The 14,671-nt window shown below is 35.7% G+C and carries 20 protein-coding genes, 3 tRNA genes and 1 pseudogene; 9 read left to right on the plus strand and 15 right to left on the minus strand.

The window, feature by feature from the left end:
- Nucleotides 1-25 precede the first annotated feature (25 nt).
- From ABWU73_RS01325 to ABWU73_RS01340, 4 genes are all read right to left on the minus strand, one after another.
- Nucleotides 26-682, minus strand: coding sequence for a CADD family putative folate metabolism protein (locus tag ABWU73_RS01325; RefSeq protein WP_022626367.1), 657 nt, complete (start codon nt 680-682; stop codon nt 26-28).
- A gap of 70 nt (nt 683-752) precedes the next feature.
- Nucleotides 753-829, minus strand: a tRNA-Ile gene (locus tag ABWU73_RS01330).
- Between the two features lie 42 nt (nt 830-871).
- Nucleotides 872-1,195, minus strand: coding sequence for a thioredoxin (gene trxA / locus ABWU73_RS01335; protein ID WP_209472576.1), 324 nt, complete (start codon nt 1,193-1,195; stop codon nt 872-874).
- 116 nt (nt 1,196-1,311) lie between these two features.
- On the minus strand, nt 1,312-1,932 hold the full coding sequence (locus ABWU73_RS01340) for a ribonuclease D (RefSeq protein ID WP_015589270.1): 621 nt from the start codon (nt 1,930-1,932) through the stop codon (nt 1,312-1,314).
- Nucleotides 1,933-2,112: 180 nt separating this feature from the next.
- On the opposite strand from ABWU73_RS01340, the gene ABWU73_RS01345 reads away from it, so the two are divergent.
- A tRNA-Gly gene (locus tag ABWU73_RS01345) sits at nt 2,113-2,185 on the plus strand.
- 486 nt (nt 2,186-2,671) lie between these two features.
- Here ABWU73_RS01345 and ABWU73_RS01350 read toward each other — a convergent pair.
- Nucleotides 2,672-2,815: a hypothetical protein gene (locus ABWU73_RS01350; RefSeq protein ID WP_353285498.1), complete on the minus strand. Its 144-nt coding sequence runs from the start codon at nt 2,813-2,815 to the stop codon at nt 2,672-2,674.
- Between the two features lie 33 nt (nt 2,816-2,848).
- On the opposite strand from ABWU73_RS01350, the gene ABWU73_RS01355 reads away from it, so the two are divergent.
- From ABWU73_RS01355 to ABWU73_RS01385, 7 genes and pseudogenes are all read left to right on the plus strand, one after another.
- A complete protein-coding gene (locus tag ABWU73_RS01355) occupies nt 2,849-3,214 on the plus strand; it encodes a transposase (RefSeq protein ID WP_155969141.1) in 366 nt (121 codons plus the stop codon).
- Between the two features lie 33 nt (nt 3,215-3,247).
- Nucleotides 3,248-3,892, plus strand: a pseudogene (locus ABWU73_RS01360) (IS630 family transposase); the annotation flags it as partial.
- A gap of 72 nt (nt 3,893-3,964) precedes the next feature.
- Nucleotides 3,965-4,249, plus strand: coding sequence for a transposase (locus ABWU73_RS01365; RefSeq protein ID WP_038198869.1), 285 nt, complete (start codon nt 3,965-3,967; stop codon nt 4,247-4,249).
- A 147-nt stretch (nt 4,250-4,396) separates the two neighbouring features.
- Nucleotides 4,397-4,612, plus strand: coding sequence for an IS3 family transposase (locus tag ABWU73_RS01370; RefSeq protein ID WP_245836010.1), 216 nt, complete (start codon nt 4,397-4,399; stop codon nt 4,610-4,612).
- Nucleotides 4,594-4,716: a hypothetical protein gene (locus tag ABWU73_RS01375; RefSeq protein ID WP_285534504.1), complete on the plus strand. Its 123-nt coding sequence runs from the start codon at nt 4,594-4,596 to the stop codon at nt 4,714-4,716. Before ABWU73_RS01370 ends, ABWU73_RS01375 begins: the two co-directional genes overlap by 19 nt.
- The gene (locus ABWU73_RS01380) at nt 4,697-4,861 is read left to right on the plus strand and encodes a DDE-type integrase/transposase/recombinase (RefSeq protein WP_156768648.1); all 165 of its coding nucleotides are present in this window, start codon (nt 4,697-4,699) and stop codon (nt 4,859-4,861) included. The genes ABWU73_RS01375 and ABWU73_RS01380 overlap by 20 nt, the downstream gene beginning before the upstream one ends.
- Complete coding sequence (locus ABWU73_RS01385) at nt 4,851-5,015, plus strand: IS3 family transposase (protein WP_264329637.1); 165 nt, start codon at nt 4,851-4,853, stop codon at nt 5,013-5,015. Before ABWU73_RS01380 ends, ABWU73_RS01385 begins: the two co-directional genes overlap by 11 nt.
- Before the next feature lie 240 nt (nt 5,016-5,255).
- On the opposite strand, the gene ABWU73_RS01390 is transcribed toward ABWU73_RS01385, so the two are convergent.
- From ABWU73_RS01390 to rpmE, 3 genes are all read right to left on the minus strand, one after another.
- Nucleotides 5,256-6,623, minus strand: a complete 1,368-nt coding sequence (locus ABWU73_RS01390; protein ID WP_264329638.1) for a hypothetical protein — start codon at nt 6,621-6,623, stop codon at nt 5,256-5,258.
- Between the two features lie 83 nt (nt 6,624-6,706).
- Nucleotides 6,707-7,501: an NAD kinase gene (locus tag ABWU73_RS01395; protein ID WP_006280584.1), complete on the minus strand. Its 795-nt coding sequence runs from the start codon at nt 7,499-7,501 to the stop codon at nt 6,707-6,709.
- A gap of 38 nt (nt 7,502-7,539) precedes the next feature.
- The gene (gene rpmE / locus ABWU73_RS01400; RefSeq protein ID WP_007548602.1) at nt 7,540-7,743 is read right to left on the minus strand and encodes a 50S ribosomal protein L31; all 204 of its coding nucleotides are present in this window, start codon (nt 7,741-7,743) and stop codon (nt 7,540-7,542) included.
- A gap of 128 nt (nt 7,744-7,871) precedes the next feature.
- Here rpmE and fabD point away from each other — a divergent pair, with 128 nt between their 5' ends.
- The gene (gene fabD / locus ABWU73_RS01405; RefSeq protein ID WP_264329639.1) at nt 7,872-8,852 is read left to right on the plus strand and encodes an ACP S-malonyltransferase; all 981 of its coding nucleotides are present in this window, start codon (nt 7,872-7,874) and stop codon (nt 8,850-8,852) included.
- Between the two features lie 39 nt (nt 8,853-8,891).
- Here the strand turns inward: fabD and gpmI are convergent, their stop codons facing one another.
- From gpmI to ABWU73_RS01440, 7 genes are all read right to left on the minus strand, one after another.
- Nucleotides 8,892-10,412, minus strand: coding sequence for a 2,3-bisphosphoglycerate-independent phosphoglycerate mutase (gpmI, locus tag ABWU73_RS01410; protein WP_264329640.1), 1,521 nt, complete (start codon nt 10,410-10,412; stop codon nt 8,892-8,894).
- A gap of 33 nt (nt 10,413-10,445) precedes the next feature.
- Nucleotides 10,446-10,517: transfer RNA gene (locus tag ABWU73_RS01415), tRNA-Asn, on the minus strand.
- A 515-nt stretch (nt 10,518-11,032) separates the two neighbouring features.
- Complete coding sequence (gene purH / locus ABWU73_RS01420) at nt 11,033-12,544, minus strand: bifunctional phosphoribosylaminoimidazolecarboxamide formyltransferase/IMP cyclohydrolase (protein ID WP_264329641.1); 1,512 nt, start codon at nt 12,542-12,544, stop codon at nt 11,033-11,035.
- Nucleotides 12,545-12,624: 80 nt separating this feature from the next.
- Nucleotides 12,625-13,524, minus strand: coding sequence for a methionyl-tRNA formyltransferase (fmt, locus tag ABWU73_RS01425; protein WP_264329642.1), 900 nt, complete (start codon nt 13,522-13,524; stop codon nt 12,625-12,627).
- 12 nt (nt 13,525-13,536) lie between these two features.
- Complete coding sequence (gene rplT, locus ABWU73_RS01430) at nt 13,537-13,902, minus strand: 50S ribosomal protein L20 (protein ID WP_006279340.1); 366 nt, start codon at nt 13,900-13,902, stop codon at nt 13,537-13,539.
- A 20-nt stretch (nt 13,903-13,922) separates the two neighbouring features.
- Nucleotides 13,923-14,129 (minus strand): 50S ribosomal protein L35, encoded by a 207-nt coding sequence (gene rpmI / locus ABWU73_RS01435; RefSeq protein ID WP_007548610.1) that lies wholly within the window; start codon nt 14,127-14,129, stop codon nt 13,923-13,925.
- Nucleotides 14,130-14,227: 98 nt separating this feature from the next.
- Nucleotides 14,228-14,671, minus strand: coding sequence for a PAS domain-containing protein (locus ABWU73_RS01440; RefSeq protein ID WP_010962890.1), 444 nt, complete (start codon nt 14,669-14,671; stop codon nt 14,228-14,230).

The following is a 14,671-nucleotide window of genomic DNA, read 5'->3' on the forward strand; positions in this document are numbered from 1 at the left end:
ACTGAGTTTAAGCTACTTACAACTACTAACACACGCTAGCATTCATCATTCCATCAAGAAAACCCCACAAGAGCCTTGCTCCCTTTTGAGCACCCTGCATAACTTTATCTTGCTCTTTTTCATCTAGATCTTCAATAAGATTTGCACATTCCTCAGAATGCCATTCATCAGCATGCATATGGACCGTAAAAAATTGAAGAGAACGCTCATCACTTATTGAATAGTGTTTTTTTAAACCTTCAATTTTAGACTTGGAAACCTCTGGAGTTTGACGTTCGTAAGCGTACAAGGCTCCAAGACCTGCTGCAAAACCTGATCTTACAATGTCAAAGTAACCATCAATTAATTCTTGTGTCTCCTTAATCTGTGCACTTTCACGAAGATCAGATCGCGCAACGCCAAGCCCTTCAGCAAAACGTTTCCATAACTCTGGATGATTTTCATCACCTTGTTCCTCTTCTATTAAATTACCAAGTAAAACCTGTCGCATTTTTAGATCTGGGCACAGAAAATGTATACCACTGATGTAACGAGGAAACGCAGCAACGTGGTGATAATATTCTTTAGCATAGGTTTGTAAAGCTTGCAAGCTTAAGCTTCCTGTATTCCATGACTGGTAAAATGGATGATTTAGTAAGTGCAATTCATCTAACTTGTTATTTAGAGACTTAGTAAATTCCATCATTTCCCCCATTACATTAATATATAGTTCATATACTATAGTTTTCTCATTGTTACGATCATGCTAACAATGGTGGGATTGGTAGGACTCGAACCTACGGCCAATTCGTTATGAGCGAACTGCTCTAACCGACTGAGCTACAATCCCTTTTATCAATATTTATAATACACACAAAAGCAAATTTGTCTATTAGCTTATTTCACTATCAACCCAACTTAGCAGATCATTTGTTGCACCAATTTTGCGTGCAATTTCCTTACCATCTTGAAATATAATCAAAGTAGGTATAGATTGAACCCCATACTTACTTGGCACTTCAGTCCCTTCATCTATGTCGAATTTGCAGATCTTAATCTTGCCTTTTCTGTCTTTAGCCAATTGTTCGATACGTGGCATTAGACTTTTACATGGCCCACACCATTCTGCCCAAAAGTCTATCAGAACAAACCCTTTATAGTCAGTGACTTCAGATTTGAAATTTTGATCATTTACCGATGTAATATCATCACTCATAAAATACCTAAATTTTTGTAAAATATAGCGTATCTATTAGCAGTTAATCAACTAAATTCTTACCGCAGAGCTTGAAAAATTGCCCTAAAGTGTTTTGCACAAACAAAAAACTTCTATTACATCTGGTGGTTAAAGATATCCACGTTTTCCCAACCCATTAAGTCTAACTCAATACGAGTAGGAAGAAATTCAAAGCACTTTTGGGCCAATTCTTTTCTATTTTCACGTTCCAGCATTAAGTCTAGCTTTTCCTTTATCCTGTGGAGATACAAAACATCAGATGCAGCATAACTTTTTTGTTTGTCTGTTAAATTTTCATTTCCCCAATCAGAAGATTGCTGCTGCTTATTTAGTTTGGTATCAAGCAGCTCTAAGCACAACTCTTTTAAGCTATGATTATCTGTGTAAGTGCGAACTAAACGTGAAGCTATCTTTGTGCAATAGCACGGAAGTGCCCAAGTTTCCAAGTAATAACGTATTATGCTCACATCAAATCGCGCGAAGTGAAATATTTTAGTTATATTTTTATCCTCTAATATTTTTCTCAAATTTGGCGCTGTATAATCGTTCTTGAGTTGAACTAAGTGAGCGTTGCCATCATTAAAAGAGAGCTGCACAAGGCATAATCTATCTCTGCTATGAAGTAGCCCCATTGCCTCGGTATCAACAGCTATAGACCTTACATCATCTGGTATTGAACTAGCTGGCAAGTCGTCTTTATATAAAAATATTCCCATAAAATTAATACATTTTTTGGCACAATTGAAAACCTATGATAATCAAAAATGAGTCTTAAGTATACGAAAAGATCATAGAAGGAACCACGCAAATTTATGGGCTCTCACATTTTTCGTGTACACGGGGTTTACAAATCGCTGTATATGCCTATAATTAAGTAAATTTAGGTTAATTTAATTGCGGGAGTAGCTCAGTTGGTAGAGCGCAACCTTGCCAAGGTTGAGGTCGAGGGTTCGAACCCCTTCTCCCGCTCTTTGCTTTCAAAATCATTTCGTCAAAAATCCCTTGACAAACTCCGCCAGCCCCCTTATCATGAAACTGAAGCTATTTATTTATCTTCTCTGTACAGATTAAATGACAAAAAAACTCACGTATCTGGCGTCCCATGTTTAATTTTTTGCACTATGTGCACCTTATGTCTTTATAAAATTTCTAGGTTTTTACCTAATATAAGCAGAAATGCGCTTATAAAGCATTTAAAACATCAAAAAACGCCGATTTAAAAAATGGATAGTGAATAACTAGCTGCCCTAGGGTTTCTTTTGCCTTTTTTTCTGTTTAGTAAATTTCTTAATGTTTATAATTTAGATTAGTTGCGGCTTAAAAGCAACTAAATCGCGGTTATTAAGCGTTTAGAATAAAAAAACGCCATACTTGAAAGTATAATGTAAGTAATTAGCCAACCACGGGGCTTCTTTTGCCTTTTTTTTCGTTTGGTAAATTCCTTAATATTTATAGCTAAGAGAGCCCAAGAGAGGTGTCATTCCAGCGCGTGACGCTGGAATCCCAAAAAAAGGATGATGTCATCCCAGTGCTTGACACTGGGATGGCTTTGTTGCATCGCTCAAGTGAAAAGAACTGGCAGTTACTGACAAAATTCATTATAAATAGCCATTTAACTGTTGAAGAAAAAATATGCCACAAAAAATGAGAGTCAGTAACTGCCATGAATATAACAAATTTCTCCAAGAAAGAGGAAGCATTTTTTGTTATATCAATGACGCCATAGAAAATTGGTACGAGAATTGTCCAAAAATGCAGGGCGGCAACTATATTTATAGTGATAAAGTTGTGATTTTGGTGCATATAATCGTCAGTTTCTTTAGAATTGGTTTAAGACAAACAGTCGGGTTTATAAAAGGGTATTTGCAACAAATAGGAAGAGATTTGGCAGTTATCAGCTATTCACAAGCATCAAGAAGGTTTAAGAAACTTAATATTAAGATAAATGATTGCAGAATTGATAAAAATATAGCTCTTTCCATAAAAGTCCGGATGTGATAGGATAAGGGTAGATGATGATAAGGAGGTTGAATGCCAGCAGCATATAGTTATGATTTAAGAAAAAAAGCAATGGAAGCGCTAGACGAAGGAGAAAGCAGAGAAACAGTGGCAGCAAGATTTAAGATTGGACGAACTACTTTATGGGAGTGGCAGCAAAGAAGAAAAGAAACAGGAGACTTTCAATCAAAAAAACTTGGAAATGGGGGTTACAATCACAAAATTACCGACTGGGATACCTTTGCCAAATTTGCCAGAGAACACGGAGGAAAGACTCTATCGGAAATGGCTAAACTTTGGAACAACGTTAGTATCCAAACGATCTATCGAGCCCTTAAAAAAATTGGATTTACGCGCAAAAAAAGACATATGGATACAAGGAAAGAAACGAAGAAAAACGTGCTGAATTTTTGAAAATTATAGCGACAAAAGAACCTAAAAACTTAGTGTATATAGATGAGTCTGGCATTGATAACACCGAACTACGGATATTGCCAGAAAGGACAGCGGTTTTATGCCTTAAAATCTGGAAAGAAAACTCAACGAATCAGTATGGTTGCAGCCTTAAGTGGAAGAAAGATAGTTGTTCCGTTAACCTTTGAAGGCCACTGTAATATGGATGTTTTTAATGGATGGTTTGAGCAATTTTTGACACCGATCTTGGAACCTGGACAGACTGACCTTACCCAGAAAAAGTGGAGAGAAAGAAAAGAGTTTTTTTGGGTAAAATAAAATTTTGGAGGATTAGAAATGGCAAGAGAATATACGGCAGAATTCAAATTGGAAGCTGTTAAGCTGGCAAATGAACAAAGAAAGGTAGGTCAACCAGTTGCAAAAGTAGCAAGAGATCTAGGAATAAGGGATAGTGTATTAGGAAAATGGATGAAGAAATATAACGAAAAAAAGTCAGCGGCAAATGCATTTCCAGATGTAGCACCTTATGACAAAGAGAGATTTGATTTACAGAAAGAGTTAGCAAAAGTAACAAGAGAAAGAGACATTTTAAAAAAAGCCCTGGCCAGTCAAAAAGAGTAAAATATTTTTTCATAAAAGAGCATAGTAAACACTATAAAGTGCAGGAATTATGTAGGGTTTTCTGCTAGTGGCTACTATAAGTGGACTACAAGGAAAATAAGCAGTAGAGAATCAGCAAATAAAGAGTTATTAGCAGATATTCAAAAAATATATCAAGCTTCTAAATGTAGATATGGAGCTCCTAAAATTCATGCTGAATTAAAGGCTTTGGGTAAAAGTTGCAACTTAAAAACAGTGCAAAGTATTATGCAGAAAAATGGTATTCAGGCTATATTGAGAAGAAAATTTAAAATTAAGAAACAACAAACGGACAGTAGCTCCCAATATATTAGACCAAAACTTTATTGTCGATCAACCAAATAAAGTATGGGATTACTTATATAAAAACCAAAGAAGGATGGCTATATTTGGCAACAATAATCGATCTATATTCACGCATGGTAGTTAATGAGCAGTTCAATAAATAAACAATTGGTTATGGACTCTTTATTAATGGCCGTTAACAAGCGTAAACCTGCCAAAAATCTACTATTACATAGTGATCAAGGTTCACAATATACTTCGCAAGGTTATCAATATCTCTTATCCATAAAAAACATAGATGAGTTATAAAGGTTGTTGTTACGACAATTCTGTTGTGGAAAGCTTCTTTAGCTCATTGAAAAGAGAAATACTTATTGATACTTCACAACACTCTGCTCAACAAACTAGAACTGCAATATTTGAATACATAGAAATTTTTTATAACAAACAACGTCACTATTAACTATTGCATTCCTGAGCATTTTGATTCATCATTCTCTTTGTGAAAAACATTCCAAACTTTCTCTCCACTTTTTCTGGGTAAGGTCAGTCAGCTACTTGGATGACAGGGGAGGGAGGTGCTACCCTGACAATCGTCATCCCGCTACGTGTTAGCGGGATCTAGAGATACCGCGAATGAATCGCGGTATGACGGTCTGCAGCGGTATGACGTAGGGCTGCACTAGCTATATCATGCATTTTATTAACCGACACTATAAACAATATCCTTACAATTATGAGATTGAACCACAACTTGCTCAAGCGTTAAGCTGCTGCGTTTAGCGTCTTTACTGTGATTTTCCCCAAGAACATTTGTTCTTTCTCGTTTTATTTCCTCAATGAATTTCCCATTAACATCTTTAGGATCAATCTCTTCTTCAGAATATATAAGGTTAGTGCAATTTGTTTTTCTATAATAATGCACGCCAAGACATATAATTGATAATGCAAGTATACCAGAACCTATAAGTAATGATAATCCTATGTTATTAGTCAAAGGGTTTTGGTAAAATTTTTGTACACCATTAACACCATGTGTTGCAAGTAGCCCTAGAGGAAACGCTATATTTGCAGCAACTACACCAGTAAATAATGCAGTAAATATTGGTCTGTCGTTAATTACTGATTTTATTTTATTAGTTCTAGTAATTACTTTTTCGTCAATGTTAGTGAAGCCTTGTTTAGCTTCCCAAGCATTAAGTACAAAATTTGAATGAGTGCCATTGCTATATTCCAGTCTTACAGATTTTATAGCTTTAGCTTTTGGCTGGTGCTCCAACACCTCAGCTAAAATTTTATCCGCATCTTTTTTTTGAATGGAATGTTCTTCAGTATCTATAAATTGCCTTGTTGCAAAAAATATTGGACCAATTGCAAGCAATGCAGCAAGTGCGATAACTGGTATAGTGATATATTTTGGGCTGTTTGTAAAAAATGCAATAAATTTTGCTTTATCTTGTAAATATAATAAAGCTGCAGATATACTGAGTATAATAGCACTTGCAGTAAAAATTATAAAGCCCTTCTGCTGCATGGAATACTTTGCTCTTGGCAAGAATCTGTTTGTTTTTTTATTTTTTAAAATTGCATCGTCATTTATGTTAAATTTACTATTTGTAAGCAAAGACTTTTTAGAGCCATCTGCTGCGCTTGTGTATGATGGTAGTGAGCCAGTTGGAGGTATACTTGAGCTGTTAGTTCTTTGTAAATCTTCTAATATTTCACTATTCCAAGGTGGACTAAATACTGTCTCTTGAGAAGGTGATCTGCTTAGAGTTGAATTTTGTGGCACGTCAACATGAGTTTCTTCACCTTTTGTTTCTTCTAGGGAAGGAGGTGATACTTGAGTCTCAAGAGTTAACGGATCTCTTGAATTAGCATTGCTGTTTTTTTTCTCTTTAAATTCTTCCTCTAACAAAGCTTCTAAAGCTGTATTTTCATCATTTTTTTTCGGAGTACTTGTCCTAAGTGCTGGTATTGGTAAAATTCCTGGTGTTATCTCGCCATCTTCACTTATTGATGTGGAAGAAATTAATGTTACTGTTTGTTCTTCATTTACTGGTCCAGGCATATTCACTCCAAAATTAATTACTATGCTGCATTGATTACGCTATAGTTATTAAGATATAGTAAATACCAATTTACGGATAATTATTAGTATAGAAATTGTCTATCAAAGATTCTTTCATTCAGAGGGTAATCTTTGTCAAAAAGCAAAGTGATTGTGTTCTCATGGTCTTTTTGTATTTTTATCTGTGATATATCATGAAATTCTTTGTAATCTGATACTACAAGTGCTGGACGGTTTTTTGTGTCGTTAATGTCAATTTGTACGATTGTATCGTTTGATATTAACGCTCCATTCCAATGCCTTGGGTAATAGCTATTGATAGAAGTGAGTGCAAGTAAATTTGAATTTAGCGGCAAGATTGGGCCACCGGCAGAGAAGTTGTATGCAGTGCTGCCTGTGGGGGTAGATAATATTACTCCGTCCCCTCTAAATTTTTCTACTTTTAGCTTATCATTAATAGTAATATTCATCTCTACTATTTGGTTCGCTTTTCTAAAAACGTATACTTCGTTTACTGCTATGTAATGATATCTCTTGCCACTTGTGTCTGTTGCTTCCATTTTTAGCAAAGTTAACTGAGTTGAAGTTGCATGCTCTATATGATCAATTAAATCTTCACTGCAGCTAAAGCATTTATTCATCAAAAACCCAACATTGCCAGTGTTTATCCCATACACATGCATGTTTTTATTTTCTATGACGTAATTGTGCAAAGTGCGTAGCATAAAGCCATCACCGCCAACAACTATCAATAGATCGATTTCGGACTTATTTTCTTCTGTTATATTGATAAAATTAAGTTTCTTTAATAGTTTAGATACTTCCTGCGATTTTGGTGATGGAGAAGCAACATAGCCTATATTTTTGTATTTATGCATGCTTCAGTAAACTCTCTAAAACTTAAAGAGGAGGAGAATTAGAAAATGCTTCCATATTTATCGTTAAACTTAGCTAATTTGCTAGTTTTACTTGCTAACCCGCTTGTCAAACTTCCAGTCCATGCAGGGTGAGTAAGAGGATCTCTATCAAGTTTTACCCTATCTCCCTCCTTTCCATAAGTGGAACGAGTTTCAAACTCTTGACCGTCTGTCATAACTATAATAATTTTATGATAATTCATTGTTGTTTATAAACTTTTAGTCAGTTAATATTCTAGTGAACTTAATTCACTAAGTCAATCATTATTCTAAAATATTGACAAAAAATAAATAAAGTAGTATATTTAATAAGGAATAAATAATAACTATCATGATTTTTGCTTTCCCCGGTCAGGGCTCTCAGTTTGTAGGAATGGGAAAGAGCTTATATAGTGAGTTTTCTGTTGCAAGACAAGTATTTAATGAAGTAGATAGCATATTGGATGGAAAGCTGTCTCATTTAATCTTCAACGGTCCTATTGAAGAATTAACCATTACAGAAAACGCTCAGCCAGCTATAATGGCAGTATCAATTGCAATGCTACGTGTTATGGAGCATGTGTTTGGCAAATCTCTTTTCACTGATCACAATGTTAAATATGTTTGTGGGCATTCAGTTGGCGAATATACAGCGCTGTGTGCTGCAGGAGCGTTAACGCTTGAGTCTGCAATCGAGCTGCTGAAAGTTCGCAGCGAAGCAATGCATGAAGCTTCACTGAAATGTAAAGGCGGAATGGTTGCGTTGCTTGGAGCAGAGATAAATGAAGTGGAAGATATATTGAAATCAGTTCAAATTGACGGAATTTGTGAAATTGCAAACGATAACGGTGGCGGACAAGTGGTTATAAGTGGCACTAGAGAAGCTCTTGAAATGTTACCCGATTTATTCAAAAACTCGAGTGTGAGGAAACTAATTAAATTACAGGTTAGTGGGCCTTTTCATTCATCTCTTATGAAACCTGCTGATGAAAAAGTTTTGGAGTTTTTGAAGGGTATTAAAATAACCTGTCCTATAGTTCCTTTGATATCAAATGTTACAGCTAAAGAGGAGAGTGATCCCAAAGTTATAAAAACTTTACTCGCCAAGCAAGTTGTAAGCAGAGTGAAATGGAGAGAAATGGTTTTGTATATGTCAAGCCGTGGCATTAACAAATTTGTTGAAATTGGCCCTAATAAAGTTTTATCTAATTTGGTCAAAAGAATTGACCAATCTATCAGTACAAAAAATATAGATAGTATTGGTGATATTGACAGCTTCTTTAATGAATCATTAGTACTAACAGCGAAAAATTTAAAAGTTGGATTAAGTTAAAACACATCTATTTGATGTCATTCCGGTGCATAACGCTGCCTAGCTGGAATGACAGAGGGTAATGCAAGAAATCAACGAACTGCCTGTCATTTCGTTTGGTTTTTTAATTCCAAGTAGCTGTAAAATAGTAGGGGCAATGTCAGATAACCTTCCGTCTCTTAGTTTTAGATTATCGCAAGACACAATAAATGGCACTTTATTTAGAGTGTGTGCTGTATGAGGTGTATTATTTTCTTCATCGAACATACATTCCACGTTACCATGGTCTGCAGTAACAATTAATGCGGTGTTGCTTGACTTTTTAACAGCATTCAGCACTTTCGCAAGACAATCATCTACAGCTAGCACAGCTTTCTCGGCTGCTTTTATATTACCTGTATGCCCTACCATATCAGGATTAGCGTAATTTACAACTATCAGTGCGAATTCTTGGGAGTGAATTTTTTCTACAAGCTTTTCTGTGAGCTCGAAGGCTGACATTTCGGGCTGCAAATCGTAAGTTTGAACTTTTGGTGAGGGAATGAGTATTCTTTCTTCACCAGAGAAAGGTTCTTCTTTTCCACAATTGAAAAAGAAAGTCACATGAGCGTATTTCTCGGTTTCGGCGATACGTAATTGTCGTAATTTATTGTCTTCTATTGTTTGTCCTAGAGTATCAGCGAAAGAAGTAGGAGGAAAAATATAAGGAATTTTGAGATCTTCTTTATACTTCATCATACTTAAAATTGAAGAGAATTTTGCTACCTTAGCGTAATCTGTTTTGCCAAGCAAAATACTTGCTAATTGTATCATTCGATCAGCACGAAAGTTAGCCAACAGCACTCCATCTTCTGGTTTTATACCTTGATAGTCACCTATTACTGCGGGCCTGATAAACTCATCAGTTATGTTATTTTGATAATTTTCATCAATCAACGATACTGCATTATCATGACAAGGTGCCTTTGCAAATGCGATAGCCTCATAAGCTTCAATTGTTCTCTCCCACCTGTTGTCACGGTCCATAGCATAGTAACGCCCAGAAACAGTAGCAATTCTTGTGTCATTTCCCTTTATACTCTTTGTAAATTCTTGAATGCATTTTTTTCCTGAATTTGGCAATGTGTCTCTGCCATCTAAAAATGCATGTATCACCACTTTGATTCCATGCTGTGATATTTTATTTGCTAAAGTCGAAATGTGCTTTTGATGCGAATGAACACCACCATCTGATATCAACCCCATTATATGGCATATGCCGTTCTTACTTTTTAGATCATTAATAAAACTTTGTAGATTTACATTGTTTTCTATTGTTCCAATCTCTTGATTAATGCGCTGAAGGCTTTGCATTACTACTCTACCACTGCCAATATTCATATGGCCAACTTCTGAATTACCTATTTGACCACCAGGTAACCCCACATCAGCTCCACAGGCGGATAAACTACATTTTGGATAATTAGAGCTAATGTATTGCCAACAAGGTGGATTTGCGTTGCTAATAGCGTTGTATTTATTATTCTCTATTCCATTTCCCCAGCCATCTAGTATACATAAAACCACTGATTTAATGTTCATATAAAATCAACACTAGAATTTCACAGAGAAAAGCTCCCCGGGCCGGATTCGAACCAGCGACCAATTGGTTAACAGCCAACTGCTCTACCACTGAGCTACCGAGGAATAAACCGCTTTTAATTTACCATGTTGAACGTTGGTTGTAAACGTTTTTTGTATAGACTTTAAGTCCAACTGGTCACAGAAACGAAAAAACTTACTTGACAAACTCCGCCAGCCCTCTTATTGTAGTATTAAGGGTATTTCTGACTCAAAACTTGTTTTTGATCCGCGCGGGTTCAATAACAAAAATTCAGTAAAAAACTTGGAGTATCTATTGGCGGATTACATAAAATTATAGCGGCTGCATGTCTTTTTAATTTTTTCTACATTCAGCCAAATCGCGCTTATTTTAAGCGTTAGCACATTATTACAGCGCCAATTTAAAGTATTAGAGGGTCAAAACTCGCACCACGGGGCTTCTTTGCCTTTTTTTTTATTTGGTAAATTTTTTAACGTTTGTGGCTAAGCGACAGCCGTCATCCCGCTGCTTGTTAGCGGGATCTCTTGTTAGCGGCTGAGATACCGCGAATGAATCGCGGTATGACGGTTTGTGGCGGTATGACGATAAGACACAAAGCCTAATGGAAAAAACTGCGAACGCCAGTGAAAAACATAGCAATTTTATTTTCATTTGCAGCTTTTATCACATCTTGATCTTTCAGCGAGCCACCTGGCTGAATTATAGCTGTAATTCCATGTTTTGCACTTTCTACTATGCTATCTGGGAATGGAAAAAATGCATCTGAAGCAAGCACTGCACCTTTACATTTTTCACCTGCTTTTTTCACTGCAATGTTCACACTATCTATTCTGCTTGTTTGCCCTGCGCCGATGCCAATAGCACAACCATCTTTTGCTATAACTATTGCGTTGGATTTCACATGTTTACATATTTTCCAGGCAAAAATAAGATCTTCCTTTTCTTTTTCTGTTGTAGTGCACTTTGTTACTTGTTCTGCTTTTATTGTGTGGTCATTATTTTCTTGCACCAAAAACCCACCAACAACATTTTTAATTTGGTATTTCACATTTTGTTGGAAAGATTTATGAATAATCACTCTTAAATTTTTCTTTCTTTGTAAAATTTTTAGTGCCTCATTGTTTACCGATGGTGCTATCACTACTTCCAAAAATATCTCGTTTAATTTTTCTGCTAGCTTTAAATCTATCTCCCGATTTAAGGCAACTATGCCACCAAAACTGCTTACTTCATCACATGATAGAGCCTTTTCATATGCCTCCAAAGCATTATTACTAACAGCAGCGCCACATGGGTTATTGTGCTTTATTATCACTGCTGCAGGCTCTTCGAATTCAGAAGTTATGTTAAGTGCGGACTCTATATCTACTATATTATTATAACTCAACTCTTTTCCATGTAGTTTTTCCAACGGATATTCTGTAAATTGATTACTATAAAATGCAGCTTTTTGATGGGGATTTTCACCATACCTGAGTTCTTGTACTTTATGCCCATATAGTGCGAAAAACTCTGGCAACTCATTATTTTTACTCTGGGATAAAAACCAACTGTGAATATTAGAATCGTAGTGTGCAGTGAGAGCAAATGCTTTGGTTGCTAAGTGTTTTCTATATTCCAATGTTGTTTTATTGTTATTTTCTATCATCTCAGCTTTCAGTGCTTCATAGTCTTGAATGCTAGAAATAACTGAAGTAAAACGAAAGTTTTTTGCTGCAGCTCTAATTAACGCCACCCCGCCGATATCAATTTGTTCTATAATTTGCTCTTCATTTGAGCTGCTACTTACTGTCTCCCAAAATGGGTATAGGTTAGTTATAAGCAGGTCTATTGGCTCAATTTCTAGATCTTGCACTTCCTTTTTGTGCTTTTCTCGATCATAAAGTATTCCTCCATGAATTTTAGGGTGTAAAGTTTTCACTCTACCACCCAGTATCTCTGGAAATTGTGTGTAATCTGAGACCTCTTGTGTTTTTATTCCTGCACTAGATAGCGTTTTATAAGTATTTCCCGTTGAAAGAATTTCTATTTGTTGCTGCGTTAAAAACGATGCAAGATCAATTATATTCGTTTTATCGTATACTGATATTAAAGCTCTTTTTATTTTCATTTTTATATGGAAAGTTTTTTAAGATTATATCTAAGAAAAGGAAATTTAGCTATTACATTTCTACACTAATTTAAAGCAGTCTATTCTATAAATTTTTTTACCATGCTTGATTTCAAGCCACGAATAAAATCTTCAATACTGCAAGGATTTCTTCCTTCCATTTGTACAACTTTAGGAATTAAAGTGCCACCTTTTAAACTTATGTGCATATTATCGTTAACAATCTCACCTTGTTCTGAAGCGAAAGCTTCAAAGTCAGCATCAAGTATCCTGATACGTTTATTCTCTATCTTGATAAACGCTTTTGGGTAAAACGCTTTAACCTTTCTATAAGCAACTTCACAGGCATCACTTGCATAAATTTTATAGTCTTCCACTTTGTCAGCGTAACATGCATCGTTATCGTTCTGTTTTAAGAGAAGCTGTTTTTCAATTTCGTTTAGCACTTCCAGCAGTAAATCACTGCCTAGCTTAGATAATTTATCATGCAATGTCTTGTAATTATCGTTCTTTTCGATAAGAAATTTTTCCTGTTTTAAAATAGGGCCGGAATCTAATCCTTCATCCAATTGCATAATGCTAACCCCGGTTTCTTGATCTCCTGCTAAAATTGTGTGCTGTATCGGGGCTGCACCACGCCACCTTGGTAGTAATGAAGGATGAATATTAATACAACCATATTTAGGAATATTCAAAATTTCTCTTGGAAGTATCAATCCATACGCGGCAACAACTGCAACGTCTGGTTTGAAATTTCTAAATTTTCCTTGCTCTGCCGAAAACTTTAGAGAGATAGGAGTACATACCTCTATGTTACTTTCTTCAGCGATAACATGTACTGGAGATTTCGTTGGCTTCTGTCCACGCCCTGAAGGTTTTGGAGCCTTGGTGTATACTGCCACCACTTCGCTCTTTGATTTCAGTAACAAGCTCAGAGAATTAACAGCAAATCCTGGTGATCCCATGAAAATAATTCTCATGGTGTTTTTGCTTTAAGAATTCTCCGCTAATTTACCACTTACAGTTTCTACTAATTTGGCAAAATCATCCTTATAATTAACTGCCATCTCAGCAAGAATTTTTCTATTTAAATCAATGCCGGCAAGTGTAAGACCATGCATAAACCTACCATAAGTAAGCCCATGCTCTCTTGCTGCTGCATTAATACGTATTATCCATAAGCTACGGAAATCACGTTTACGGGTTCTTCTGTCTCTATAAGCATATTGCAGTGCTTTTTCAACTCTTTGTAATGCAATTCTATAACAACTTTTTGCGCGCCCTCTATAACCCTTTGCCAGTTTCAATATTTTTTTATGACGAGCGTGAGTAGTGACTCCACGTTTTACCCGAGCCATTTTATTTTACCTCCATTTTGTTAAATACCGTAAGGCATATGAAGCTTAACTATACGCGAGTCAGATTTACCAAGAATCGTTGTACCGCGCTGATTACGAATATTAGATTTACTTCTCTTTACCATGCCATGCCTTTTGCCTGACTGAGTAGAAATAACTTTACCCTTAGCTGTAAGGTGAAAGCGCTTTTTCACAGAAGATTTGGTTTTTAATTTTATTTTCTTCATATTCCAAATAAATTTACAAGCACTACTATTGAGTTCTTTAATAGTAATTAAGCATTAGTATAAATAATTTTATTAAAGAATCAAATTAAAATTGTATATTAAAGGAGTTTAAAAGTAATTACGCCCAATATGTGTGTTATACCTTCTTTATTCCCAAGTGGCAACAATACTTGCCTCATTTTAACACTTTCACTTTCTTCCTCTTCATTGATCGGGCATTTACTCTCTATTACAGTATCAAGTTTATCAATAACTGCATCTATTTTATATAGTCGCAAAAATGGTGCATCAATTGCATACTTATTATCAATGCGCGTCTTTTTCTCAAAACCATAGAATTCAACAGCCTTTTCTCCTGCATTTTCACAAATATAACCTTGATCCTTGACTTCAATGACAAAACAATGCTGCCATGATTCCATTATTTCTGCAGTGTCTATTTCATGCCTTTCTGGCCAATCTCTGTCTGATCCTTTTATGTCATTCCAGTGTTGAGTCACCACATTTGCTATTCTTTTTTCTTTGCCTACATAAATTTCCAT

This window comes from Wolbachia endosymbiont (group A) of Andrena helvola (genome assembly GCF_964028415.1).
GTDB classification, from domain to species: Bacteria; Pseudomonadota; Alphaproteobacteria; order Rickettsiales; family Anaplasmataceae; genus Wolbachia; species Wolbachia pipientis.

Excerpts from the sequence above, each read along its gene's own strand:
- rpmI (WP_007548610.1), bottom strand. The coding sequence starts at position 14,129 with ATGAAGAAAATAAAATTAAAAACCAAATCTTCTGTGAAAAAGCGCTTT.
- ABWU73_RS01380 (WP_156768648.1), top strand. The coding sequence starts at position 4,697 with ATGAGCAGTTCAATAAATAAACAATTGGTTATGGACTCTTTATTAATG.
- ABWU73_RS01440 (WP_010962890.1), bottom strand. The coding sequence starts at position 14,671 with ATGGAAATTTATGTAGGCAAAGAAAAAAGAATAGCAAATGTGGTGACT.
- ABWU73_RS01395 (WP_006280584.1), bottom strand. The coding sequence starts at position 7,501 with ATGCATAAATACAAAAATATAGGCTATGTTGCTTCTCCATCACCAAAA.
- gpmI (WP_264329640.1), bottom strand. The coding sequence starts at position 10,412 with ATGAACATTAAATCAGTGGTTTTATGTATACTAGATGGCTGGGGAAAT.
- trxA (WP_209472576.1), bottom strand. The coding sequence starts at position 1,195 with ATGAGTGATGATATTACATCGGTAAATGATCAAAATTTCAAATCTGAA.
- fmt (WP_264329642.1), bottom strand. The coding sequence starts at position 13,524 with ATGAGAATTATTTTCATGGGATCACCAGGATTTGCTGTTAATTCTCTG.
- ABWU73_RS01365 (WP_038198869.1), top strand. The coding sequence starts at position 3,965 with ATGGCAAGAGAATATACGGCAGAATTCAAATTGGAAGCTGTTAAGCTG.
- ABWU73_RS01355 (WP_155969141.1), top strand. The coding sequence starts at position 2,849 with ATGCCACAAAAAATGAGAGTCAGTAACTGCCATGAATATAACAAATTT.
- ABWU73_RS01390 (WP_264329638.1), bottom strand. The coding sequence starts at position 6,623 with ATGCCTGGACCAGTAAATGAAGAACAAACAGTAACATTAATTTCTTCC.
- ABWU73_RS01385 (WP_264329637.1), top strand. The coding sequence starts at position 4,851 with ATGAGTTATAAAGGTTGTTGTTACGACAATTCTGTTGTGGAAAGCTTC.
- rplT (WP_006279340.1), bottom strand. The coding sequence starts at position 13,902 with ATGGCTCGGGTAAAACGTGGAGTCACTACTCACGCTCGTCATAAAAAA.
- ABWU73_RS01340 (WP_015589270.1), bottom strand. The coding sequence starts at position 1,932 with ATGGGAATATTTTTATATAAAGACGACTTGCCAGCTAGTTCAATACCA.
- fabD (WP_264329639.1), top strand. The coding sequence starts at position 7,872 with ATGATTTTTGCTTTCCCCGGTCAGGGCTCTCAGTTTGTAGGAATGGGA.
- rpmE (WP_007548602.1), bottom strand. The coding sequence starts at position 7,743 with ATGAATTATCATAAAATTATTATAGTTATGACAGACGGTCAAGAGTTT.
- ABWU73_RS01325 (WP_022626367.1), bottom strand. The coding sequence starts at position 682 with ATGGAATTTACTAAGTCTCTAAATAACAAGTTAGATGAATTGCACTTA.
- purH (WP_264329641.1), bottom strand. The coding sequence starts at position 12,544 with ATGAAAATAAAAAGAGCTTTAATATCAGTATACGATAAAACGAATATA.
- ABWU73_RS01350 (WP_353285498.1), bottom strand. The coding sequence starts at position 2,815 with ATGAATTTTGTCAGTAACTGCCAGTTCTTTTCACTTGAGCGATGCAAC.